Here is a 21,791-nt window from a genome sequence, read left to right as displayed (position 1 = left end):
ATGTGCCAATCTCCCCCTATCAAATTGGTTCGTGGAGCTTTTAGGGTGACCGATTTTGAAGAACAGGAACGTCAGGGCGAGATCTCGGCACTTGCAAGAATGGTGCACTATGCTGGTGGTGTCGCCGGTGAGCTCGATACACCGCAGGTGACGTCTCCTATGAAGGCATCACAAGCTGCTCTTCCTTCGGTTTTAAAGGGCAAGTTCCCGATGCTCTCAAGGGCGCATTTGCACGGGCTTGTCGGTGATACGCATGGTCACTGCTAGCAAGCTCTCGTCCTTTCAATGTCACCGGTTCATACATTTGCCCGATACCGCGCTGCCCTAGAGAAACGTCGAGGGATCTAGCTTGCTTATCGTGCCTATTGGCGCCGAAACCCTACGCTGCTTCACACCGCCGAGTGCACTGGCCCATTCCGCAGACACTGCATGCCCGGTCAAGGTCAGAAAAGCCTAAGAGAGCCCAACCGGCATTTGGCAGTCTCTGCTCATGCCAAGCTTACATGGGGTTGTCAGCATTCTCGCCGTGGAGAAGATGATGGAAAGGTTGAAACGCCTCACACAGGGCGATTTGTCGCAAAGCGAGCTCGAAGTCATAAAGCGAGTATTTGACTTAGCAACGACGCAGAGTTGGTTCGATGATACTCCGTACAGCCGGGAGGGTTTTGCTGCCGCGCTGGTCGACTTGTTTCGATGCGGAATGGTTAATCCGGCTCAGCTGGAAAGGATCGCGATGTTTTGGGCATTGAGCGACTTTTCCCATAGCATGTCGAGTGCCCAACGAGCCAAACTGCGATCACTTTACAGCCGATGCGAGGTCGAGCAGTAAGTGTTTGCAGTTGACGGGTATCGAACCGTCGTCCCCACATTTGCGAACTGACTTCCAACTGAGGAGGAAGGCAAGAAAACAAAGTTTTCGGAGCGCCGATTGCCATTATGTGAAGTGCTTCCCGAATTTCGGCCAGCGGGCGCTGGAATTTTCCGGGGTTGAGGCTCAGTTCGGCGGGGGTGCAGATGAGCCGTTCATGAGCGAAATCGGCGCCTTGTTGCCGATGGCGCATTGCGATCAGGACGCGAGGAAGATTGAACCGCTTCGTTCTTCTGATCCCATGCTGGGACGGCAAAGAGCTGATCCCGAAGAGAAGCGAGGCCCCGTGAACGACGTCAACGCCGAAGAAAAGCCGGAAGCGCAATACCCTTGACCTCGGTCCGCCAAATAGAGAAGACCCCAATTAAATGCCAAGTGACGAGATCGCGCTCGATGACCTGAAGGTCGCCCAGCCGATCGAACTCGAGCATAAGCCGATAGATCGCGAGGCGCTCGTCTTCCAGCCGCGTCATCAGGTTTGCAAATCAGGCACTCAGGCGAAGGCGTAGGAGCCGTCCGGGCGTTTCGGCACGCGTCGCTGCCAATGGATGTAGCCTTCCTCTTCCATGGCCTTCTCATCCATGTCGACGCCCCAGCCGGGCCGGTTGGGTCTGAGTTCAAGGTAGCCGTCCTTCGGCAGATAGGGATCGACGACATAGCGGGTTTCGCCCTGGCGCTGCTCAACCTCGTTGCCACCATAGACGTAGGCTTGACCCTTCGGCAGACGATATTCGAGTATCCTGAAGTTCTGCGCTGCGGCCGAGAAATGCACGTTGACGGCGGTCGCGAGTGGTCCCATCGGGTTGTGTGGGGCAACGCCGACGAAATGCGCCTCGGCGATCGTCGCGATGCGCCGCATCTCGCTGATGCCGCCGACGACGCAGATATCCGGTTGGATAAGGTCGGCGCCCTTGACCTGCAGCAGACGCAGGAACTCGTTGCGATTATAGAGGGATTCGCCCGTCGCAAGCACGCAATTGAGGCCTTGCTTCAATTCACCCCACATCTCGATATTTTCCGGGCGTAGAGGCTCCTCGTAGAAAAGCGGATCATAGGCGGCAAGCGCGTTGCCGAGCTGACGGGCGGCGACCGGCTCGAAAATCTTCGCATGGGCGTCGAAGGCGATCTCATAATCGTCGCGCACGGTCTCGCGCAGCGAGCGGAAATAGTCGGCCGATGCCTTGACGACATTGCCCCAGCGATGGGCATGCATGTCGATGCGCCATGGGCTGAGCTTGAAGGCAGTAAAGCCCCATTCGGCGTTCAGACGGTCGAGCTCATCGCGAGCAGCCGGCGCATCCGGTGCGGTATAGACGCCGGCATAGACCTTGATGCGATCACGCACCGCGCCGCCGAGCAGCTTGTAGACCGGAACATTCAGGGCCTTTGCCGAGAGGTCCCAAAGGCAATGATCGAGCGCGGAAATGGCCGAAAGGCCAAGCGCGCCCGGCGGGAAGCGGCTTTGCTGGATCAGCAAGTTGACGAGATAGTCGATGCGGCTCGGATCCTGGCCGGCGATGAAGCCATAGAGATAGTCGAGGATCGGAGGCAGTGCCAAATCCGGGCCGTGGTTGTAGCATTCGCCCCAGCCGGTCAGTCCGTCATCCGTATCAAGCGCCACGATGACGCGCGGGCGATCCTTGTCGCGGGTCATAAATACCCGCATGCGGTCGATCTTCATCTTATCTTCCTTCTATCGATTGACATGAATGCCGCATGGGAGCTGCCGCAGGTGGGGAAATCGTTGCCGCGTCGCGGCGAAGCCTGATTGGTGGAAAATGGGCGTTGCGGCGGTATGGAGGGAAGTCATCATGCGGCGCTCCCGTTCTTGACAGCTTCGGGCTCGACATAGCGAAAGCGTCGCGAGCGATCGCGATCGCGAGGGTCAGGGCGAGGAATCGCCGAAATCAGCGCTTGCGTATAGGCATGTTCGGGTGAGTTGCAGACCTTGTCGGCATCGCCGACCTCGACCAGGCGACCCTTGTACATGACACCGACGCGGTCGCACATGTAGCGGATGACGCCGATATCATGGCTGATGAAGATATAGGCGAGGCCAAGTTCGTCCTGCAGGCGCATCAACAGATCGAGCACCTGCGAGCGCACGGAAACATCGAGAGCGGAGGTCGCCTCGTCGGCGACGATCACGCGTGGATTAAGGGTTATGGCGCGGGCGATGCCGATGCGCTGGCGCTGACCGCCTGAGAAGGCATGCGGATAGCGCTCGCGCGCCCTCGGATCGAGCCCGACCTGTTCCATCAGATGGCAAACGCGCTCGTCGAGCGCCCGCCCCTTGGCGATGCCGTTGACGAGCAATGGCTCGCCGATAATCTGCGAGACGGTCATGCGCGGGTTGAGCGAACCGAACGGGTCCTGGAACACCATGCGCAATTCGCGGCGCGCTGTCGCAAGGGCCGTCCCCTTGGCGCTTGCCAAGTCGGTGACGTCGCCATCGGCGCGGCGATAGAGAATTTCGCCTGCACTCGGATCGATAAGGCGCATGATCGAGCGACCCATCGTGGTCTTGCCTGACCCGCTCTCGCCGACAATGCCGAGCGTTTCGCGCGGCAAAAGCGAGATCGAGACATCATCGAGGGCACGGACCTCGCCGAAGGCCATCGACACATTGCGCAATTTGAGGATCGGGGCTGCCGCTCTGTCGAGCGGCGGTCGTGCCAGACGGATTTCCGCCTTCCTTTCGAGCTTCAGCACCGAGCCGATCAGCATGCGGGTATAGTCGTCCTTCGGCGCATGGAAGATCTGTTCGACCGGACCGTATTCCCTAACGACGCCATTGTGCATGACGAGCACATCGTCGGCGATCTGGGCGACCACGCCCATGTCGTGGGTGATGAACAGCACCGCCATGCCATTGGCCTGCTGCAGCCGGGCAATGAGGTCGAGGATTTCGGCCTGCGTCGTGACATCGAGCGCGGTCGTCGGCTCGTCGGCGATCAGCAGCTGCGGCTTGCAGGCAAGCGCCATGGCGATCATGGCGCGCTGGCGCATGCCGCCGGAATATTGAAAGGCGTAGCGGTCGATCGCCTTTTCGGGCGAAGGGATTTCCACCTGTTTCAAAAGTGAGATCGCCTCGGCGCGTGCCTCGGCCTTGTTCACCTTCGTATGGAGGCGCAGCGCCTCCATGATCTGGTCGCCGACCGTATGGACCGGCGAAAGCGATGCCATCGGCTCCTGAAAGATCATGGCGATATCTCGCCCGCGGATCGACCTGATCTGCCGCCCGCGCGGATTGAGCTTGACGAGATCGACCGATTTGCCGCTGGCGTCATTCAGGATGATGGAGCCGCCGGTGATGCGGCCGGGGGTGTCGACGATCTGCAAGATCGAGCGCGCGGTAACGGATTTGCCCGATCCGCTCTCGCCGACGACGCAGAGCGTCTTTCCGGGTTCGATGACGAAGGAGAGATTGTCGACCGCGCGAAACGTGCCGGTTCTTAAAGGAAAGTCGACGGTGAGGTTCTTGACCTGCAGCAGAGGGCGAGCGGTGTTCATGGAAACGATATCGGTCATGCCCGCCTCATTTGTTGTAGGGATCGGCCGCATCACGCAGGCCATCGCCGAGAAGGTTCAGGGCCATGACCGCGATGACGACAGCGACACCCGGCAGAAAGAGCCATGGTGCGGTTGCGATCGAGCGGATATTCTGCGCCTCGCGCAGCAGCACACCCCAGGAAATGGTCGGCGGCTGCAGGCCGAGCCCCAGGAAGGAAAGAGATGTCTCGGCCAGGATCATCGCCGGTACGGCGAGCGTGATTGAGGCGATGATGTGGCTGGCGAAGCTCGGCAGCATATGACGAAAGATGATGCGCCCCTCACTGACGCCATCGAGCCTGGCCGCAGCGACAAACTCTTCAGTTCGCAGCGAGAGGAAGCGGCCGCGTACCACACGGGCAAGCTGCGCCCAGCCGGTCAGCGACAGGATGATCGTGATCATCATATATTGCAGTGCCGCCGGCCAGCCTTGCGGCAGGGCCGCCGCCATGGCAAGCCAGATCGGAATGGTCGGCAGCGACAACACGAAGTCGATCAGGCGCTGGATGAAGAAGTCGAGCTTTCCGCCGTAATAGCCTGAAATCCCTCCAAGAACGATGCCGAGCAGAAGCGAAAAGAACACGCCGACGAGGCCGATTGATAGCGAAATCTGCGCGCCCTGGACGGTACGGCTGAAGACGTCGCGGCCGAGCCGGTCTGCACCGAACAGCAAAAGTGGCGTCGTCTTGTCCGTGGAGGCCAGCAGGTGAATGTTGCTCGTGAAGAGGCCGAGCACGGAATATTCGTAACCGCGACCGAACAGGCTGATTGAGACGCGTTTCGTCGTATCTTCCTTGAAGATCGCCGCAAGCGTTTCCGGATCACGAGTGAGCTTCAGCGGATAGTAATGCAGACCGAAGGAAAAGCCGTTGTTCGTATCGAAGAAATGCACCCTCTGCGGCGGATGGAAGGTCGCACGCGCATTTTGCTGATTGGGGTCGTTGATGGCAAAGAATCCGGGTGCGATCGCGACGATATACATCATCACGGTAACGACGAGAGCGACCATCGCGAGCTTGTGGCGGCGGAATGCCCACCAGATCAACTGCCATTGCGAGGCGACGGCGTTGCGGTCAGGGCGCAGGTTTGTGACGGCGATATCGACCATGGGCTGCTCCTATTCCAACCGGATGCGGGGATCGACGAGGGCAAGCAGAATGTCACTGATGAGTGACCCGATCAGCGTCAGCGCGCAGATCAGCAGCACGAAGGCGCCGGCAAGATACATGTCCTGCGCCATCAGGGCCTGCAGCAGCAGTGGCGCTGCCGTCGGCAAGTTGAGAACGATCGCAACGACGACGGATCCGGAAATGAGATTGGGCAGCAGCCAGGCAATGGTCGAAATGAACGGATTGAGCGCGATGCGCAGCGGATATTTGACCAGCAGCCGAAACTCGGAGAGACCCTTAGCGCGGGCCGTCGTCACGTAGGGTTTCGGCAGCTCGTCGAGCATATTGGCGCGCATCACGCGGATGAGGCTTGCGGTCGACGAAACGGCAAGGATGACGACCGGCAGCCACAGATGCGAGAGGAGATCCAGCATCTTGGCGATGCTCCAGGGTGCTGTCTCGAATTCGGAGGAAAACAGGCCGCCGACATCCTGGCCGAATTCCACGGCGGCGACATACATCAGCACGAGCGCCAGCAGAAAGGAGGGAATGGCAAGGCCTAAAAAGGTGAAGGCGGTAAAGAAATAATCGCCGATCGAATATTTCTTGACGGCGGAATAGACGCCGATCGGCAGCGCGATTGCCCAGGTGGCGATCAGGGCTGCGAGCGCCAGTATCAGCGTCAGCGCCATGCGCTCCCAGATGAGACCGGAGACCGGCTGTTGCCATTCGAACGAAATGCCGAAATCGCCGCGCGAAAGAATGCCCCACATCCATTTCAAATACTGGATGAGCATCGGCTGATCGAGGCCGAAGCGCTCGCGCAGCTGCGTCGCCGTGTTCTGGTCGACCACCTCGTTCGAGGAGGCGAGCGTGGCGATATAGGTCGTCACATAATCACCGGGCGGCAGCTGGATCAGCACGAAGGCGAGGAAGCTGATGGCGAAAAGGGACGGGATCATCCACAAAAGGCGTTTACCGATGAAGACTAGCATGGCTATGTCTCGCGTTGAGCGCTGCCCCGGGCAGCTCCGCATGCAGGAAAGCGCCGCCCATGGAAGGCGGCGCTTGATCAATCCGATCAGCTGGTAAAGAAGAATTGCTGCGGCATGGCCGGTCCCGGATTGGGCCACGACCAGCTATCCGGCTGCTTTTCCGGGACATTGCGCAGATTGTTGCGGATGATGCCAAAGCCGCCGACGGCAAGGCAAAGCCCGACGGTTTCAAATTCCTCAGCTGCGATGTCGAAGATCTGCTTCATGACGGCGCCACGCTTGTCGAGATCGGCCGTCGAGCGCGCCTCGTCGAAGAGCTTCATGCGCTTCTTCTGGCTTTCCGGCGGCTCTTCGCCCTGTTTGCCGTTCGAGGTGTACCAAACGGACCACGGGATGGCGTAGCGTGAGCCCTGCGGATGGAAGGCGAAGAAATCGCGCGGATCAAGCATCGGGTCGAGGCCACCTGGGCCCGGCCAGACCTGGGCATCATGGGCGTTGTCGTCGCCACGGGTGTAATAAAGAGCACGTTCGATCGTGTTGACCTTCATGTCTACGCCGATCTGGGCCCAATGCGCCTTCACCAGTTCGAGGGCATCGACCAGATCGGGATAGAGGGTTGGTATGACGTCGACGGTGAAGAACATCTTCTGGCCATCCGGCCTCAGGCGAAAGCCGCTTGGATCCTTCTTGCCGTAACCGGCTTGATCGAGCATCGCGCCGGCCTTGTCCGGATCGTAGTTCGTAAATTGGCGGGCATATTTTTCATTGTACCAGGGATGCTCCGGTCGAGGTCCCGCCTGATAGCCTTCGCTCTGGCCGAAATAGACGATGTCGATGATTTCCTGCCGGTTGATGCCGAGCGAGAGTGCTTGTCTCACCGACTTGTCGGCAAACATCTTGCGCATCGCGGGATCTTTGTGGGTGATGTTGAAGTAGATCTGGCATTGCTGCGAGCTGGAAGGAATGAGCGTCAAAAGACGATAGTCGCCCTTCTTGATATTCTGAGAGAGTGTAGGCTTGTTGGCGAGCACGCTGATGTGGCGTTCCTGAATATCGATCTTGCCGGAAATGACGTTCAGCATCAGCGATTCCACGTCCTGCGAGATGCCGAAATTGATCTCGTCGACATAGGGAAGCTGGTTGCCTGATGTATCGACCTGCCAGAAGTATGGGTTGCGGGTCATGACGACGCGGGTTGCGCCACCAGTATAGGGTTCCTTGACGACCCAGGGATCGAGCGTCGGCTTGTCCGGATTGCCCCAGCGCGAGGGAATCTCGATGTCGCCGCAGCGGGCGCGGAAGAGTTCGGGCCAACTGCTGACGCCGGCCTTCTTCGCATCCTCAGCGACGTTCGGATTGTATTTCGGCAGGAACTGGCTGCAATAGTGCTTCGGAAACAGCGTCGGATGCTGGCCGAGCGGCGTTGCGAGATTTTCCAGATAAAGTGCGTTCGGTGCGGCAAAGGTGAATTTCACCGTATAGTCGTCGATCTTCGCGACATCGACTGCCTTACCGGCAACGGACAGCTGCGCCGGCGTCGCGCTATAAAGATCGGTATTCTTGACGCAGTCCTCGATGGCGAAGACCACATCGTCGGCCGTGAACGGCTGGCCGTCGGACCAGCGTGCGCCTTGAATGAGATAGAAGGTGAATTGCGAGGCGTCGGCATTGACGTCCCAGCGCTCGGCGAGGTTCGGCAGGACCTGAGTGAACTCAAGGTTCCAGCGCACCAGGCTTTGATTGCCCACCATGCGCAGAATGCCGTTATGGTCGGACGAGCCTCGCAGGCCGCGTCGTAGGGTGCCGCCATAAGTGCCGACTTTTTCGTAAGGGGTAACGACCATCGGCTTCTTTGGCAGCCGGTCGGCGAGCGGCGGCAGCTTGCCATCCTTGACGAGCGCAGCCAGGGCAGGTGCTTCGCCGCCAGCCGCGAAGGCGCGACTGGCGACGGACAATGCTGCAGCACCAGCCATGCCGCCGAGAACGGCGCGGCGGGTAATACGGCGAGACAGAATGTCATTGGGCATCGATTCCTCCCCTTTATGCCGGTACAGGCGTTTCCCGGTGGATGCGGCGGGCTCCCGACCGCCATTTTGCGCCCTCCTCGGCGCTGGACGAAACCATAGACACGTTCGCAAATGATTACAAGAGTTGACAGATAATTACAGATTCAATAAGAATGGAATATCGGGTTTGACGACCAATAATGGGAGTTTCTACCGTTACTGGCAGATGAAGTCCAAGCTGTCAGATGCGATAAACGGTTTGCATCGCGGTCCATAACGCCGCAAAGCGATGCCCGCGCATGGTCTAGAAGGCGTGCCCGGCTTCTGCCCGTCGGGCGAAGAGCCGATGGGGTGGATTCGCCACTTGTCGGGGGAGAAAAGAGCGATAATGACGGTTGCAGTCGATGCCGTTTCGAACCGGAGCGCAATCCGCTTCAGCGATATCATCTACGAGAGGATCGTGGGAATGATCGCGGACGGCCATTTTCCTGTCAACGAACGGCTGCCTTCGGAAACCAAGCTCGCCGCCGATTTCGGAGCATCGAGACCCGTCGTGCGTGAAGCGCTCGAACGCCTAAGGGCCGATGGCCTCGTTGTTTCGCGCAAGGGCTCCGGTTCCTATGTCCGGCAACGGCCGGATTCGTCGATGCTGAAAATGGTACCGGTAGGCTCGCTCGCCGATGTTCAGCGGTTCTTCGAATTCCGTGCCGGTCTTGAGGCCGAAGCTGCGGAGCTTGCTGCGCGAAACTGGCAGCCGTCCGACATGGAGCGGATCACCGAGGCGCTTCTTGCCATCGAGCACTGCCTGAGGAACGGCGAACTCGGCGCCGAGGAAGATCAGGCCCTGCACGACGCGATTGCGATGGCGACGAGCAATCAGTTTCACATCACCGTACGCGAATGGTTCAAACCGCATTTCGCCATCGGCCATTCAGTAACAAGAAGCCTGAGCCTGAAACGGACGCCGGAGCAGATCCGCAGCGTCCAGGATGAGCATGCGGTGATCGTTGACGCGATCTTCGCCCGGCGGGAAACCGAAGCGCACGACGCGATGAAGAGACACATACTGAATGCGCGCGCGCGCATGTTCCAGGGCGTCTGAGCGATAATGGAAGGACGGATGATGAGACGAGTTGCCGTGGCGCCGGACGCGTTGGAACGCTGGTGCGTCCACTCCTTCGCCAGCATGTCGAGCATCTCAGCCTCATCGACATTCATGAGCCTGAGGAACTGGCCGAAAATGAAAGCTTCGTCCGCGCCGACCTCTCCAGGCTCGACGAGGCAACGGCCGTTTTGCGCGGTATCGACGGCGTCGTGCATCTTGCCGGCATTGCCAGTGGCGTCGATATGAACACTATTTTGCAGGCTAATGTCCTCGGGACATTCAATCATCCTGATGGAAAGCGAACGGGGGACCAAAATGAACATCGCGATCATGCGCAAGGCGCTTAGGGGCGTGTCGGGCGTCCCCGTTACGGCTTATGACGCCGGCGGCGACGTCGAGGCGCGGACTACCGCGAAGGTCTATGAGCGGGTGGCCGTGGCCGGCATTCATAACATCGTCGCGGCCGGCAATACCGGGGAATTCTATGCGCTGACGCCGAAGGAGATCCGGATCGTCCACGAGGCCGCTGTTTCCGGGGTCGACGGCCGGGCGCCGGTGACTGCGGCGATCGGCCGGTCGCTGCGCGAGGCAGTCGGCATGGCCAGGGATGCGGCCGCGATCGGCGCATCGGCCGTCATGTCGCATCAGCCCGTCGATCCGTTCGCGGCGCCATCGGCGCAGATCGACTATTTCTGCAATCTCGCCGATGCATGCGGCCTGCCGCTCGTCGCCTATGTCAGGGCCGAGGGTTTTACAGTCGCCGAAATCGTGCGCCTCGCCAATCACGGCAATATTGCCGGCATCAAGTTTGCCACGACTGATCTGTTGCTGCTGTCGAGGGCCATTCCCGCTGCCGATCCGAATGGGGCGCTGTTCGTCTGCGGCTTGGCGGAGAGCTGGGCGCCGACATTCACCGCAGCTGGCGCGCACGGCTTCACTTCTGGTCTCGTCAATGTCGCGCCGAAGCTTTCGCTGGCCGTCCATGAAGCGCTTCAGAAAGGCGACTTCGCCGCAGCCAGAGCGATCGTCAACAAGCTCGAACCCTTCGAGCGGATGCGCACCAAATTCCGCAACGGCGCGAACGTGACCGTCGTCAAGGAGGCAGTCACCTATTCCGGCCTCGATGTCGGCCCAGTGCGCGTGCCGGGGTTGCCGCGGCTCGACGTGACGGATCGCGACGTGCTGCATCGGCTGCTTCGGGGCTGGGAGGCCGAGGGCGACATTCAAGCCGACTAATTGGTTTCCGATCGGCCTCTCTAGTTATGAACAGAAGCGAACATATGTCGTTTGGCACTTTAACTCACCGCTTGTGGTTAATCAGCAAGTCCGCGATCATACCATCGCAGAAAGTAAGCGGTGTCCGGCTCGCACCTTGATCAACATTGCGCTATTCACATTCGGAAAGTGCCGCGAACAGGATGGCTTGTTTGTGGCAGTTCCTCGAAAATACCCGTACTCACTGCAACATAGCCAAGTTCGTCCAGGATGACGAGATCGGAATGCGCCAGACGTTGGCGATTTCACCTGGGCGGCCTTGGGACTTCTCCTGCTCCAGAGCGTTGACCAGCTCGACTGTCGAGAAGAACCGGACGCGCTTTTGGTGATGCTTGACGGCGTGGACGCTGATGGCTGAGGCCGGAGGTCGACTCAGAATTCCTAAGAAAGGTGCGATCGAGGCATAGCGACGCCCCGAAACGGGAGGGTCGCAAGCGAGAACTCGTCGATCGCAGGCGCGCGTCGCCTGCATGGCCCACATCCGTCGCAAGTTCCCTGCCGTCCAGGATTTTGGGTCGCGCGTAACCTAGTCCGGAGAAAGGGCGGGTTTTGAAACGGGTGCAATCGGCAGCGAATGGCTGAAACTGGATCGAGATCAGACCCGCCGCATTGGGGTTGAGCGCTGCTGGCGCCTGATCTGCGGCCGAATTGCAGCTTACTCGCCCTGTCACGCACCAGCGAACGGTCCGCTCACGGCTCCAAATCGGTCATCCCATGCGGGCAAAGAAATGTCCATTACTGAAGAATTTCAGACAAATAACTTTTGTGACAACCGGGCGGACGGTTCAAATCCCTTCAAGAACAAATATGGGTCAGGATGTTGTGAAACTCGACAGCCTCTAGGCGGTGGTGGTTTTCCCGCGCCTTTTCGTGATCTTCCATCGAGCCTGCGAAATCGCCTGACGGTTTGCGATCTTGTCGGGCGGAGTGCCGATGAGAACAGCCTTTATGTCGTCGCGAATTTGCGGAAAGACCCGGTAATATTGATGATTTTCGGGCTCGGATACATCCAGTATATCGCTGACATCAATCGCTGAGATCTTATCACTGGTGGTACTCATATTGTCAGGACCGCCGGATCCCAGGCGCGGTCCGTTGAACTTTGTGCCATTGCTCAGCGTCCCCAATATCCAATCCTTCTCGGAATAGTAGACAGTGGCGGACTTACACATCCTGGGCAGGAACTTGAGCTTGGTGGGATCATCAAATGCGTCAGCGTCTTCATCCGCAGCCGCAAGGATTACCTTGTCGAAATAGCGGCGTAGCGCCGGTGACGAACCATCGAGAGATGTCATGGTATTAATTGCGGAGAGAGCCGGAGACGTGGGCTCGGGCAGCGTTAACAGCGCCTGCAGCCCGTTTCTGAATACGTAGTTCCCCATGCTGTGACAGATGAGATGAATACTCTGATCGCAGCGCTCTTCCTGTTCCAATTTGTCAGCGAAATCACTGAGCCGACGTAAGGTTCGAGCGATAGCGAGGCCGGAGGCGGCGGCCGTCTTACGATCATGAGCGTAGTCCCCAAACGGCGTAGGTGTCGGCAATAGCGATACGATTGAGGGCCACGAGAAGACGAACATGTTCACGTCGATGCCGTAAAAGACGCCCAACCAGCCTCCGCGCTCGATAGAGTCGACAAAGCTGTTGCTGAATCCGTGGATGAAAGCGATTGTCGGCTTGCTATCTGATTTCATCGACGCTCGTATAGCGTCGAAGATCGTGTCACTGCCTAATATCGGCGACTGGCCTTCGGTGAATAAAAGCTGCTGGTTAGCAACGACCAAGGAACCCGGGACCAAGACATTTGTCTTCTTTGAAAGGTCTACGTCAACCTTCGCACTCCCATAGCGGACATCGATGCCGCTGGTCGGCCCGAGCTCGGAACCGAAACCAATGATACGCTCTTGCTTGGGGTCTGATGGGTCCAGCAACGGTTGACGATTGGTCGCGAAATAGACGGTTTGGATCATGATGCGCTTCCCTCTCTAGTTCCTGCTTTTGTTTGTGCGGATCAAAATTGGTCGGCAACGCCCGCCGCGAAACCTGTCAATGGCTGGGCTGTCCTATTGAGGAAACAGGATTTCTTTTGATTCCGCTTCCAGAACCTTCAAGAAGAACATGACGCCGACGTTGTCGTCGACCGCGTCCGGATAGAACGAATGATCCTCAATGGAGACACCTTTCTGATAAAAGGGTGTCCCGTTGTAAATGTACGGACTGGCATTGCGCGGCGTAGTATCCTGCATGGACCCGTAGTAAGTTCCATCAAACGTTCCAGTTCGATTACCCTGCTTATGGCAAATGAAATCCTTCACTTTGCCAATTCGATATCCTGGTCCGTTGTATAACTCCAACCGTCGAAAAACGTCTCCGCATCCCCAATCGTGAAGATTGGCGTAGTGTTCGTATCTCATTGCATCTACCGCGGCATCCTCCCAGGAATTCCATGGCCCCAGCCCTGCTGGCACATGTATCGTCGTTTTGTTCCAGGGGTCTCCATTGTGGAGGCATCCCCTCCAGGACTGTGAGGCTTCGCGATAGTGGATGGCAGCTATAACAAACCAAGGTACATCGGTTTGTTCCGAAACAGTCTGGTATCTCGCCTTATTTTGTACTGCGACATCCGCTGCTCGTTTCGCCTCTGGATATTTGGGTCCATTAGCAAACAACTGCGACCATAGCCAGAGGTATTCCTTTGTCAGCAATGCTTGGTCGGTCGATGCGTAGTGGTTTGAGGGAGGGAGGTCCTGTGGCCTTTGCATCATCGTTCCCTTTGAAAGATCCAGATGAATATGTAAGAGTGCTTGACGGGCTAAGCCTATCCCTCTCCGGGTGCTGATGCCGCCTTCTTAAACAAGTATGCTCCCTGTCCCAAACCAACTGCCGATAGTATTGTTGTATCGACATCCGGCAGCGTAATGCTCGCTTGCATCGCTAAGGTTTGCAGAAATGCAATCGCCGTTCCAATGAAGACGACGATCGCAATTAAGGTGATAAGCAGCATCTGGGAGTCACCGAGATCAAATTGCCCATTGTCGCTCTGAACGAGGTCGGTTATTTTCGCGGGTACGCGCGTGAGGGGATTATTTTCGCGTTCAACCTGGCCATCCTTTTGGGTCCTCACCGCTTTGGCCGCTCCGAAAGTGAACGCGCTCAAGCCAGTCAATAGGACAAGATTTTGCGGTACGTTAATTCCGCCGATGAATGCGACCCCAAAATAGAGGACACGCAATCCTGTCGCCGCCAGATAAATGGAGAAAACGGCCAGAAACCATGAAGCCATTTGCAGTTTCGACTTGCTATAGCGACCATCTTCTCCCCTGATCAATTCGAGAAGATTTGCTCGAACGAACAGAAATCCTACCGCTGCAAGCACGATGCCGCTGGCAACGATTGCGATCACGACATTCGACGTCGGGATTTCGATGCGGGGGACGCTGGCGGACACAATCGTCTTTGGATCTTTCTCGTCGTCAACGACAATTAAGACGTGATCCCCTGCATGAAACCGAGACAAGAAAGTACCGACATCACTGTCGGCCGATTCCAATCGTCGGATACCTAACTGATCTATTTGAAGCTGAACTATCTTGGCGTCCAAGCCTGGCGCGACCAAAATCTGAGCTTGATGTGATTGACCCTCGGCGAAAACTGATGATCCCCACAAGGCGATCGCTAAGGCAAGCATGAGTGGCGACCAAAGCCTTCTGCACATTTAGCCCTCCAGATATCACGCAAAATTACTCTTGCGGGCCTAAGCCAACGAATTAGCACCAGAGCAAGATTTATTCGAAACTGCAAACTTCGAGGATGGTTCGCGAAATACAACCTCCAGCACGCATGCCGGATATGCGTAATGTACTTAATTGTGCATACGGTTGAACTATATGCGATAAAAAATGAATTGCATACCGTCGTTAAAATTGCAATATATATTCTGCATCGGAAATTTATTGTTTAGTTCGACGAATTGATCGCTCAGCCAAGCTCGCTTTGGTTGCGGTTTGGCGTGCCGTCACCGTGCCTAAATTCATCATTTGGCGGAGAACGCGGATGCCAATCACAGGTCGCGGTTGGGAACTATTTATCCAACGTACAAGCGCTCAGGATAGGCGCGGTCGAAAACGCACTATCGGGTCCTATCAAGTCTTCCATGACGGCGCTGCGGTTGCTGAACTCTCCGGCACCGCTGTCGAGACGAAGGGGCCGGGCGACAATAAGGTGCAAGGGAACGGAAGGCGGATCGAAGCGGGAATCTATCCAATTGGCACTCACGACGGCTTGCACTACGTCACGATCGGCTATCTCGTCAGCGCCGATCCTGATCAGACACCCAAACCCGGATTCGAGGTGCTCCATGCCGGAAACAGAACCGAAATCCTAGTGCATCCAGGGCACGGGTTCCTTGCGAGCGTCGGCTGCATCAATCTGACTGGACAGCTTCGCAGCGCAGACGTCGATATCCCCTTCATCGACAGTCGCGATCGAGTCATCGCGGCCATCAATGATCTGAAAACGTTCTGCGGAAGTCAGTTTCCCCATCACAACGGGCAGCCAGTTTCGAATGCATTTGTCGTTATTGACGGAGAGCCGCTCTAATACCTGTCTACGTTGGAGAGAATTCGATGTTGCCGCATCTTCCCAAATTGCCTGCTAGTAATTGGAGGCGAAAATGATGCTCGACTCTGACACATGGCATCTAATGATAGCAGCCTTCGTTGGCGTCGTGCTGCCGATATCCTTGGTTGTCATCCGGCAGACCGTAAAAAGCCATAGGCAAGAAATCATCCAGGACTTGGCAACGGTTTTTAGCCCCCCCGGCCTGCCTGCCGGTGATAGGCTGATACCGTCATTTGAATTCGTGAAATTTAAGTATTTTTTGCCCGAAAATTACGGAAGCGGCGTGGTCCGTAGGCCTAAAGACTTTGCCAATTGGGCTTGGCTAGTCGCCATAATCCCGTTCGGCGTTGTTAGTGGATTGGGAGCATGGATCTGCCTTAAACTACTGGCACTTTCGTTGCCGAAAGTCCTCGCGATATCAAGCATCCCTGTCACCGTACTCTTCCGTGATGTAGCTTGCGCGGCATTCTTGGGTGCCTATTTGGCCGCCATGCGATCGCTCGCACAGGCTATTCACAATTTCGATCTTAGCCCATCGCTTTTTATTGCCTCAACGCTCGACATGTTAGCTGGGATAGCGCTTGCACTAATAATCGTTCGCGCGAGCGATGCGTTTTTTAATAACAAACTACCTGTGATTGGTGCAGTGAGGGACGAAGTCTCCATACTAATCGCATTCGCCGCGGGATTCTTGCCTCAAGCAGCTCAACGTGCAATTCTGAGTCGAAGCCGGCTCTGGAATTTCAAGCAAGATAATGAGCAGATCTACCGCTACTTCAAAGCCATTCCCTTGGAACTAATTGATGGAATTGACACGAAGATCCGGGATCGTCTTTCAGACTTCCACATTATTTCCACTCAGAATTTGGCTGCGGCAAATCCATTAATGTTGTTTGTCGAGACACCTTATGGTGTTTATCAGATCATGGATTGGGTCGCTCAGGCTCAGCTCTGCGCTTCAGTTGGTCCCGTGGCGCTGGCGGAACTCTGGAAATTCGGTGTTCGCACTATTTTTGACCTGGAACGGCTTGCTCTTGATCCACGCAGCCACAATTCTGAATTGCTCAAAGCAGTTGGCTCGGTTCTTTTCCCAAAAGGAACACGACCTCCGTCTGAATTCGATGAGAAAGCGATAAGAGCAAGTATTCAGATGCGATTGGAAGATCCTTATGTGCACCGCCTACGGCAGATATACATTCAAGTTGGCCAACGCATCGGTTCTCGGTATGGGAGATTTTCAATCCGAGCTACTGAGGGATTGCCGGTCGTTTACGCTGACGACAGCATCTTCTGTAAGCCCGACATCATTAATATGTCACACGCCCAACTTGACGTCCGTCCCGGTGATAAGTTGCTTATTGTGGGGGGCTCGAACGATGGAAAACTCGTAACCATATCAATGATCTCCGAGACGAGCATGGCTGTCCACGAAGGGAACATTATCAATTCCGGCTTCAACACCCAGCAAGTTGAAGTAAAGATCTTAAAAATCGGTCAGGAGATAATATAATGCAGCCACTTTGGTTCGAGAGCTGTTCATTTGTGTCGAGATTTCATCCAACTTTGCATTTCGTCGTGACCCTTCCCGGATGCTGACATCGCAAATTCGTCAACGGATTCTCAGCCATTGAATGGATCAGCCGCAAATACAAATCTGGGTCAACGCGTTGCGAACTGAACAACCTCGCCAACCAACCGGAATTTTTGCAGGAGAGGCATCGGTCGGAAGTTAAGTGTCTCGCGCTGATTTTTTGGCCATTTCTCTAATTTCACGAGGCGTTTGGCCGAAACGTGCCCTGAAAGCATGATTGAAATTGGATAGTTCGCCGAAACCGCAATCGTAGGCAATGGTAGAGATCTTGACGAACAGGTATTGCGGCTGAGTCAGCATGTGGCGAGCCTTCTCTAGGCGCATGTCCCGTACCAATTTTGAAAAAGTCATTTCTTTGCTCTCCAGTAGAGAGCGTAGATAGCGGGCGCTAACTCTTTGCTGCGCCGCTATCTCGCTGAGAGAAAGCTCTCGCCGATGCAAATTGGCCTTCACATAATCGGCAATCTGCGTGAGCCGCATGGCCGCCAATCCACCAGTCGCAGCAGAATACTCCGCAACGTCGTTGTGAGCGCCAAGCATAAGCGCCACAAGCTCATGAATATGGCTCGTGATGGACGCCTGAAAAGCGGCCGATTCTGGCTGCAGCTCCCAAAGAAAAGTGATGTATTTCTTGATATAATTCAAAATCTCATCATGTTTCGGAATAAGATTTGGATTATCCAGATGATTTGATCTCAACATCGGCTCTAGCGCCGACCTTTTGAGGACCAAGCCTCCTCCTCTGTGCGTTTCAGGAATAATCACTTTGCCTTCGACGGTGGTGTCAATCAAAGTCGCACTGCCCGCTTCAAGCGTGACTTCCCGCCCCGATTGTTCAACCCTTACAAGACCTTCCGCACAGAACAAAAGCAGGTTATCGGGGCTGTTGGCGAGCGACGACTTAGAGCGGATCGAGCGATATGCAGGTTGCTCCGCTTTTACCAACCCAATATCGCCGATCATTCGCCGCTCCATAATGACGATCGGGCTCTTTTCTTTTAAAGGCAACAGATCGGCACCCATGGCAACACGCCCGATAAGCTCGCGCCACGCCTCCAGCCGATGTTTTTCCGGGAAATCCTCCGTTGAAAATCGAATGGCGGAAGTACGAACTCGCTCTTCACTCATATGCACACCCCAACGGCGGTAACACCCAATCAAGTTCCGAGCATAATTTTGATTTCGCAAGAAACAATGCCGCCAGGAACAATTGCGGACATCCATTTTGGACTACTTTTTCCTCCTTTCCGGACAAGAGATCGCGCATCCTTCGATCTAGATAGAAACGGAATGGAAGGAATCTTGGATTTCGAAACGCTGCTCAAGGGCGAAAAATGACAGCACAGAACGTTCGCATAAAAACGAAAGAACTCACCCAGTTTCTAAAGGCGGGACGATTGAGCGCAATGCTCGCGCCTGCTGTGACTTTGCCGCTGTTTTTCTCTAGCGCGGTAGCCCAGACCGTCACCGCGCCAGCCACGACACCAGCTGCAAGCGCGGAAAACACCTCGGCATCGGAAATCGCTGTCGGAACTACAAGTACTTCAACCGGAGGCAATTCCGTCGCCGTTGGTAGCAACGCTCAGGCTACTGGTTCATTTTCCACGTCTATTGGTAGCGCTTCGTCTGCCAGCCAACGTGAGAGCACTGCTCTTGGTTCTGCAGCCACAGGGGGAGGCACAGGATCGACAGCCGTGGGAACCGCCGCCAGCGCGCTGTCCGATGCGTCAGTGGCAGTGGGAGACAAGGCCTCGGTGACGGATACAGCAACAGCAGCAATCGCCATCGGCACGTTCAGCACGGCCGGCGGAACATATTCTATGTCCATGGGCTATGCATCTGCCGCATCTGGCGATCAATCTCTGGCTTTCGGTGAGCATACAACTGCGTCAGCAACAGGTGCTGCGGCTTTTGGCGACAGAGCAACCGCTTCCGGCTTCGGCTCTTCGACTTATGGTTCAAACAGCGTTGCCTCCGGCATGTATGCTTCCGCCTTTGGAAGCAGTTCGAGTGCCGCCGCCAACTATGCACTGGCGGTAGGTGACAGTTCGGAAGCTATTGCATCTTCTTCCACTGCCTTAGGTTCACACGCCGCCGCGAGCGCGACCAATGCTTTGGCCGTGGGTGCGGGAGCAAGCGCGTCGGGCATATCGTCCACCGCGGTCGGTTACTACGCCTCGACCTCTGCAGATAGCGCGGTTGCTGTGGGAAATTCGGCCTCGGCCTCAAGCTCCTTCTCCATGGCACTTGGCGCAAGTTCTTCGGCCAGCGCGGACAATTCTGTAGCTCTTGGCGCCGGTTCAGTGGCGGATCGCGCCAACACGGTTTCCGTCGGCTCCGCGGGTAGCGAACGCCAGATTACCAACGTCGCGGCAGGTACCGCAGGAACGGATGCTGTCAACCTCGATCAGTTGAATGCCGCCATTGCCTCAACTAGCAATGGTGCTCTTAAAAATCAGGTTGACGGCATTCAGACGCAGGTCAATGGCCTCCAAGGGCAGATCCATGGTCTCCAGACACAAATTGACAAAGCCTTTGAGGGCTCCGCGATGGCGATTGCCATGGGCGGCGGCGCACTGCCGTCGGACAAGACCTATGCCATTTCTACCAATTTCGGCGCCTTCCAGGGAGCAGCGGCTTTTGCCGTCAGCGGTCAAATCCGGCTTTCAGACACAATTGTCGCCAATGGCGGATTCGGCTTGGGACTTTCCCACGGCACGGCTGGGGGACGTGTCGGCCTGACTATGGCTTGGTAAGAGTAATGGTGTTCTTCCGCCCCATCCAGGCAAAGCCTGACCTTGGCGCCACCGCGCGTCTGTGGTGCCTGATTTTTTCAACAGTCCTCTCCACGTCCCTATCGCCTCTCTTCGGTTCCGGCTTTGCCGTCGCCCAAACCCAGAGCGTTCCGGCACCCCAGCCGGATAGAGCGTCGGCGAAACAGAAAAAGCCGGAAAAGTCCTCTGGGCCGAAGAAAGATGTAACGCTCGTCCCAGCACTTCCGGCTGGAGAAGCTGCCCAGGCGCCCGAATTCATGGCTCTGCTTCACGCCAAACAAGCGGGCGTAAAAACCTGTACCGACACGCTCGCACGGCTCTTGCCCTATTCCATTGATGCGCCGCACGAGGCATTCTCATTCTGGGCACCATCTCCGGACAGTCCTGATGAGCGGCTGTTTGGCTCAATCGCCGGTCTGCGCTATGTGCAGCAAGCAGGGCCCCGCGCCGGTTCGGTGGTTGCCGTGGTGCCGTCCAAAAGCGGGAAATGCGACGGTATCGGCATGCAGGTTCTACCCTCGGCGCGTAGCTGCGGCGCATTGCAGGCCAACCTTCTTGGCAAAGGCAGAGCAATTGCTAATCTGAATGGCCTGCCTTTGATCGAAGACCCCAACGGCCAGCGCTTCATGCTCTTACCAAGTGCGGGGAATGGCTGCGTGGTTATTGGGGTTAGTGCAATGCTTGGCCGATAAAAGGAAGGGCGAACATGCGCGATGTGAGTAATAACAGTCCAAGGCATCTACGCTGCTATGATTGTATATATGTGTAAATCGCACCCTTAAGATGTAAGCCGCAATTTGAGAGCTGAACGAGTCACGCGCCGATATCTGTGCCCCTTTAATGATGGGGTGGACACCCCCGACGACATTGATTTCAAGCCCACAATCGGGAAGCCTCGTCGATCCCGACCGCGAAGAGACGATCAAGTGCAGCCGCGAAGGTGCCGCAAGGATTTCCTTGATTGCGTCCGCACGCCGCTGGCTGAGGTCGAGGTTGTGCTGGTCGCTTCCGCTCGGCATTGACCCGGTCGGGCGGGGACGGGCTTATGAAATCCTTTCCTAATTCCCACCAACTCTAGGCGATCGCGAAATGGGAATTGCAGTCAATTTAATGTGGATTTTAATATCCGCGACCTAACTATCTTTGCGCAACTATCGAGTATGACGATACGGCCTGCGACTAGAGATTGATGTCAGACTGAGCATGCCAGTAACAACAGCATGTCTCGGTTGGGTTTGTTCTCTCTAAACGTGTTCCTTCGTTCGCCAAGTGGGTCACGATCTTAATATGTTGTATTTAGACGTCTCATGGCCATCCGGTATATCGGCTTTAAGCTTTAAGGATTCTACCATGAAGAAAATCATCGCATTGGCCTTGCTTGCATTAATGTCTCCTCTTGCGGCGCACGCTGCAACCCTGACATTTCCTGGTGACAAGCCCGTCGCAAGTATCACCATTCCAGATAGCTGGAAGCCGGAGGAAACCGACGGCGGCGTCCAGGGGACCTCGGCCGATTCTGCAGTCTATCTTTCAGCCGAGGTCGCCAGCGCCAAATCCATGGAGAAAGTTGTTACCGGTGCGATCGATTTTCTCGCAAAAAACAAAGTGACGATCGACCCCTCTACTCAAAAGGAGACGCCCGCTACCGACGTCAACGGTATGCAGATGGCCACCCTGGAGTGGGATGGTAAGGATGAAAACGGTCCAATTAGCGTCGGCTTGCTCATCGTACAGGTGAGCGCTGACAACGCTCTCGTGGTGACGTACTGGGGAGACAAGGGGGCAGAAGACAAGCACGATGCTGAGGTCAAGGCAATCGTCGCCTCGATCAAGCCGGTTGAGTGACTTAATCTGTGGCAGCGGTGAACTTATCACCGCTGCCCGCGGGTTGTTGAA

Annotated in this window: 19 protein-coding genes and 2 pseudogenes; 11 read left to right on the top strand and 10 right to left on the bottom strand. The window is 56.3% G+C overall.

Annotated elements, in window-relative coordinates:
* Positions 1–45: 45 nt before the first annotated feature.
* The 3 genes from RHSP_RS33840 to RHSP_RS34745 all read left to right on the top strand — a co-directional run bounded on the left by RHSP_RS33840 (position 46) and on the right by RHSP_RS34745 (position 1,377).
* The gene (locus tag RHSP_RS33840; RefSeq protein ID WP_004120586.1) at positions 46–267 is read left to right on the top strand and encodes a hypothetical protein; all 222 of its coding nucleotides are present in this window, start codon (positions 46–48) and stop codon (positions 265–267) included.
* A gap of 572 nt (positions 268–839) precedes the next feature.
* Entirely contained in the window at positions 840–1,202 is a 363-nt protein-coding gene (locus RHSP_RS34750; RefSeq protein ID WP_157385380.1) for a hypothetical protein, read from the top strand.
* 34 nt (positions 1,203–1,236) lie between these two features.
* Positions 1,237–1,377 carry a hypothetical protein gene (locus tag RHSP_RS34745; protein WP_157385379.1) on the top strand — a complete coding sequence of 47 codons (141 nt, stop codon included), beginning with the start codon at positions 1,237–1,239 and terminating at the stop codon, positions 1,375–1,377.
* On the opposite strand, the gene RHSP_RS18290 is transcribed toward RHSP_RS34745, so the two are convergent.
* The 5 genes from RHSP_RS18290 to RHSP_RS18270 all read right to left on the bottom strand — a co-directional run bounded on the left by RHSP_RS18290 (position 1,362) and on the right by RHSP_RS18270 (position 8,551).
* Positions 1,362–2,549 (bottom strand): galactarate dehydratase, encoded by a 1,188-nt coding sequence (locus tag RHSP_RS18290; protein WP_004120580.1) that lies wholly within the window; start codon positions 2,547–2,549, stop codon positions 1,362–1,364. The genes RHSP_RS34745 and RHSP_RS18290 overlap by 16 nt on opposite strands.
* 128 nt (positions 2,550–2,677) lie before the next feature.
* The gene (locus RHSP_RS18285) at positions 2,678–4,399 is read right to left on the bottom strand and encodes an ABC transporter ATP-binding protein (protein ID WP_037152818.1); all 1,722 of its coding nucleotides are present in this window, start codon (positions 4,397–4,399) and stop codon (positions 2,678–2,680) included.
* Between the two features lie 7 nt (positions 4,400–4,406).
* Positions 4,407–5,528 (bottom strand): ABC transporter permease, encoded by a 1,122-nt coding sequence (locus RHSP_RS18280; RefSeq protein ID WP_004120575.1) that lies wholly within the window; start codon positions 5,526–5,528, stop codon positions 4,407–4,409.
* Between the two features lie 9 nt (positions 5,529–5,537).
* The gene (locus RHSP_RS18275; protein WP_037152815.1) at positions 5,538–6,524 is read right to left on the bottom strand and encodes an ABC transporter permease; all 987 of its coding nucleotides are present in this window, start codon (positions 6,522–6,524) and stop codon (positions 5,538–5,540) included.
* Positions 6,525–6,610: 86 nt separating this feature from the next.
* The gene (locus RHSP_RS18270; RefSeq protein ID WP_004120569.1) at positions 6,611–8,551 is read right to left on the bottom strand and encodes an ABC transporter substrate-binding protein; all 1,941 of its coding nucleotides are present in this window, start codon (positions 8,549–8,551) and stop codon (positions 6,611–6,613) included.
* Between the two features lie 367 nt (positions 8,552–8,918).
* On the opposite strand from RHSP_RS18270, the gene RHSP_RS18265 reads away from it, so the two are divergent.
* From RHSP_RS18265 to RHSP_RS18255, 3 genes and pseudogenes are all read left to right on the top strand, one after another.
* Positions 8,919–9,632, top strand: a complete 714-nt coding sequence (locus RHSP_RS18265) for a FadR/GntR family transcriptional regulator (RefSeq protein WP_004120566.1) — start codon at positions 8,919–8,921, stop codon at positions 9,630–9,632.
* Positions 9,629–9,919: pseudogene (locus tag RHSP_RS18260) on the top strand (hypothetical protein); the annotation flags it as partial. The gene RHSP_RS18265 and the pseudogene RHSP_RS18260, both read left to right, overlap by 4 nt.
* 31 nt (positions 9,920–9,950) lie before the next feature.
* Complete coding sequence (locus RHSP_RS18255; protein WP_037152811.1) at positions 9,951–10,871, top strand: dihydrodipicolinate synthase family protein; 921 nt, start codon at positions 9,951–9,953, stop codon at positions 10,869–10,871.
* Between the two features lie 218 nt (positions 10,872–11,089).
* On the opposite strand, the pseudogene RHSP_RS33835 reads toward RHSP_RS18255, so the two are convergent.
* From RHSP_RS33835 to RHSP_RS18235, 4 genes and pseudogenes are all read right to left on the bottom strand, one after another.
* A pseudogene (locus tag RHSP_RS33835) lies at positions 11,090–11,271 on the bottom strand (ATP-binding protein); the annotation flags it as partial.
* Positions 11,272–11,749: 478 nt separating this feature from the next.
* Positions 11,750–12,880, bottom strand: coding sequence for an alpha/beta hydrolase (locus RHSP_RS18245; RefSeq protein WP_004120557.1), 1,131 nt, complete (start codon positions 12,878–12,880; stop codon positions 11,750–11,752).
* Between the two features lie 93 nt (positions 12,881–12,973).
* The gene (locus RHSP_RS34740; protein ID WP_157385378.1) at positions 12,974–13,672 is read right to left on the bottom strand and encodes a hypothetical protein; all 699 of its coding nucleotides are present in this window, start codon (positions 13,670–13,672) and stop codon (positions 12,974–12,976) included.
* 56 nt (positions 13,673–13,728) lie between these two features.
* The gene (locus RHSP_RS18235) at positions 13,729–14,625 is read right to left on the bottom strand and encodes a hypothetical protein (protein ID WP_004120555.1); all 897 of its coding nucleotides are present in this window, start codon (positions 14,623–14,625) and stop codon (positions 13,729–13,731) included.
* Between the two features lie 338 nt (positions 14,626–14,963).
* Between RHSP_RS18235 and RHSP_RS18230 the strand changes: the two genes are divergently transcribed.
* Together RHSP_RS18230 and RHSP_RS18225 are read left to right on the top strand one after the other, a co-directional pair.
* A complete protein-coding gene (locus RHSP_RS18230; protein ID WP_004120553.1) occupies positions 14,964–15,509 on the top strand; it encodes a hypothetical protein in 546 nt (181 codons plus the stop codon).
* 73 nt (positions 15,510–15,582) lie between these two features.
* Entirely contained in the window at positions 15,583–17,040 is a 1,458-nt protein-coding gene (locus RHSP_RS18225) for a hypothetical protein (RefSeq protein ID WP_037152801.1), read from the top strand.
* Between the two features lie 219 nt (positions 17,041–17,259).
* On the opposite strand, the gene RHSP_RS33130 is transcribed toward RHSP_RS18225, so the two are convergent.
* The gene (locus tag RHSP_RS33130) at positions 17,260–18,249 is read right to left on the bottom strand and encodes an AraC family transcriptional regulator (protein ID WP_051074104.1); all 990 of its coding nucleotides are present in this window, start codon (positions 18,247–18,249) and stop codon (positions 17,260–17,262) included.
* A gap of 206 nt (positions 18,250–18,455) precedes the next feature.
* Here RHSP_RS33130 and RHSP_RS18215 point away from each other — a divergent pair, with 206 nt between their 5' ends.
* From RHSP_RS18215 to RHSP_RS18205, 3 genes are all read left to right on the top strand, one after another.
* A complete protein-coding gene (locus RHSP_RS18215; protein WP_004120545.1) occupies positions 18,456–19,877 on the top strand; it encodes a hemagglutinin protein in 1,422 nt (473 codons plus the stop codon).
* A 5-nt stretch (positions 19,878–19,882) separates the two neighbouring features.
* Positions 19,883–20,587: a hypothetical protein gene (locus tag RHSP_RS18210; protein ID WP_037152798.1), complete on the top strand. Its 705-nt coding sequence runs from the start codon at positions 19,883–19,885 to the stop codon at positions 20,585–20,587.
* Between the two features lie 658 nt (positions 20,588–21,245).
* Positions 21,246–21,740 carry a hypothetical protein gene (locus tag RHSP_RS18205; RefSeq protein WP_004120539.1) on the top strand — a complete coding sequence of 165 codons (495 nt, stop codon included), beginning with the start codon at positions 21,246–21,248 and terminating at the stop codon, positions 21,738–21,740.
* The last annotated feature ends 51 nt before the right edge of the window (positions 21,741–21,791 follow it).

The organism is Rhizobium freirei PRF 81 (genome assembly GCF_000359745.1).
Classification (GTDB): domain Bacteria; phylum Pseudomonadota; class Alphaproteobacteria; order Rhizobiales; family Rhizobiaceae; genus Rhizobium; species Rhizobium freirei.
This window is presented reverse-complemented; position numbering and strand designations above follow the sequence as displayed.

Bases quoted from the DNA above. Each gene is read 5' to 3' on its own strand.
- RHSP_RS34745 (WP_157385379.1), top strand. From the start codon at position 1,237: ATGCCAAGTGACGAGATCGCGCTCGATGACCTGAAGGTCGCCCAGCCG.
- RHSP_RS18230 (WP_004120553.1), top strand. From the start codon at position 14,964: ATGCCAATCACAGGTCGCGGTTGGGAACTATTTATCCAACGTACAAGC.
- RHSP_RS18210 (WP_037152798.1), top strand. From the start codon at position 19,883: ATGGTGTTCTTCCGCCCCATCCAGGCAAAGCCTGACCTTGGCGCCACC.
- RHSP_RS18285 (WP_037152818.1), bottom strand. From the start codon at position 4,399: ATGACCGATATCGTTTCCATGAACACCGCTCGCCCTCTGCTGCAGGTC.
- RHSP_RS18290 (WP_004120580.1), bottom strand. From the start codon at position 2,549: ATGAAGATCGACCGCATGCGGGTATTTATGACCCGCGACAAGGATCGC.
- RHSP_RS18275 (WP_037152815.1), bottom strand. From the start codon at position 6,524: ATGCTAGTCTTCATCGGTAAACGCCTTTTGTGGATGATCCCGTCCCTT.
- RHSP_RS18235 (WP_004120555.1), bottom strand. From the start codon at position 14,625: ATGTGCAGAAGGCTTTGGTCGCCACTCATGCTTGCCTTAGCGATCGCC.
- RHSP_RS18270 (WP_004120569.1), bottom strand. From the start codon at position 8,551: ATGCCCAATGACATTCTGTCTCGCCGTATTACCCGCCGCGCCGTTCTC.
- RHSP_RS33130 (WP_051074104.1), bottom strand. From the start codon at position 18,249: ATGAGTGAAGAGCGAGTTCGTACTTCCGCCATTCGATTTTCAACGGAG.
- RHSP_RS34740 (WP_157385378.1), bottom strand. From the start codon at position 13,672: ATGCAAAGGCCACAGGACCTCCCTCCCTCAAACCACTACGCATCGACC.
- RHSP_RS18280 (WP_004120575.1), bottom strand. From the start codon at position 5,528: ATGGTCGATATCGCCGTCACAAACCTGCGCCCTGACCGCAACGCCGTC.
- RHSP_RS18215 (WP_004120545.1), top strand. From the start codon at position 18,456: ATGACAGCACAGAACGTTCGCATAAAAACGAAAGAACTCACCCAGTTT.
- RHSP_RS18225 (WP_037152801.1), top strand. From the start codon at position 15,583: ATGATGCTCGACTCTGACACATGGCATCTAATGATAGCAGCCTTCGTT.
- RHSP_RS18265 (WP_004120566.1), top strand. From the start codon at position 8,919: ATGACGGTTGCAGTCGATGCCGTTTCGAACCGGAGCGCAATCCGCTTC.
- RHSP_RS18245 (WP_004120557.1), bottom strand. From the start codon at position 12,880: ATGATCCAAACCGTCTATTTCGCGACCAATCGTCAACCGTTGCTGGAC.
- RHSP_RS18205 (WP_004120539.1), top strand. From the start codon at position 21,246: ATGAAGAAAATCATCGCATTGGCCTTGCTTGCATTAATGTCTCCTCTT.
- RHSP_RS18255 (WP_037152811.1), top strand. From the start codon at position 9,951: ATGAACATCGCGATCATGCGCAAGGCGCTTAGGGGCGTGTCGGGCGTC.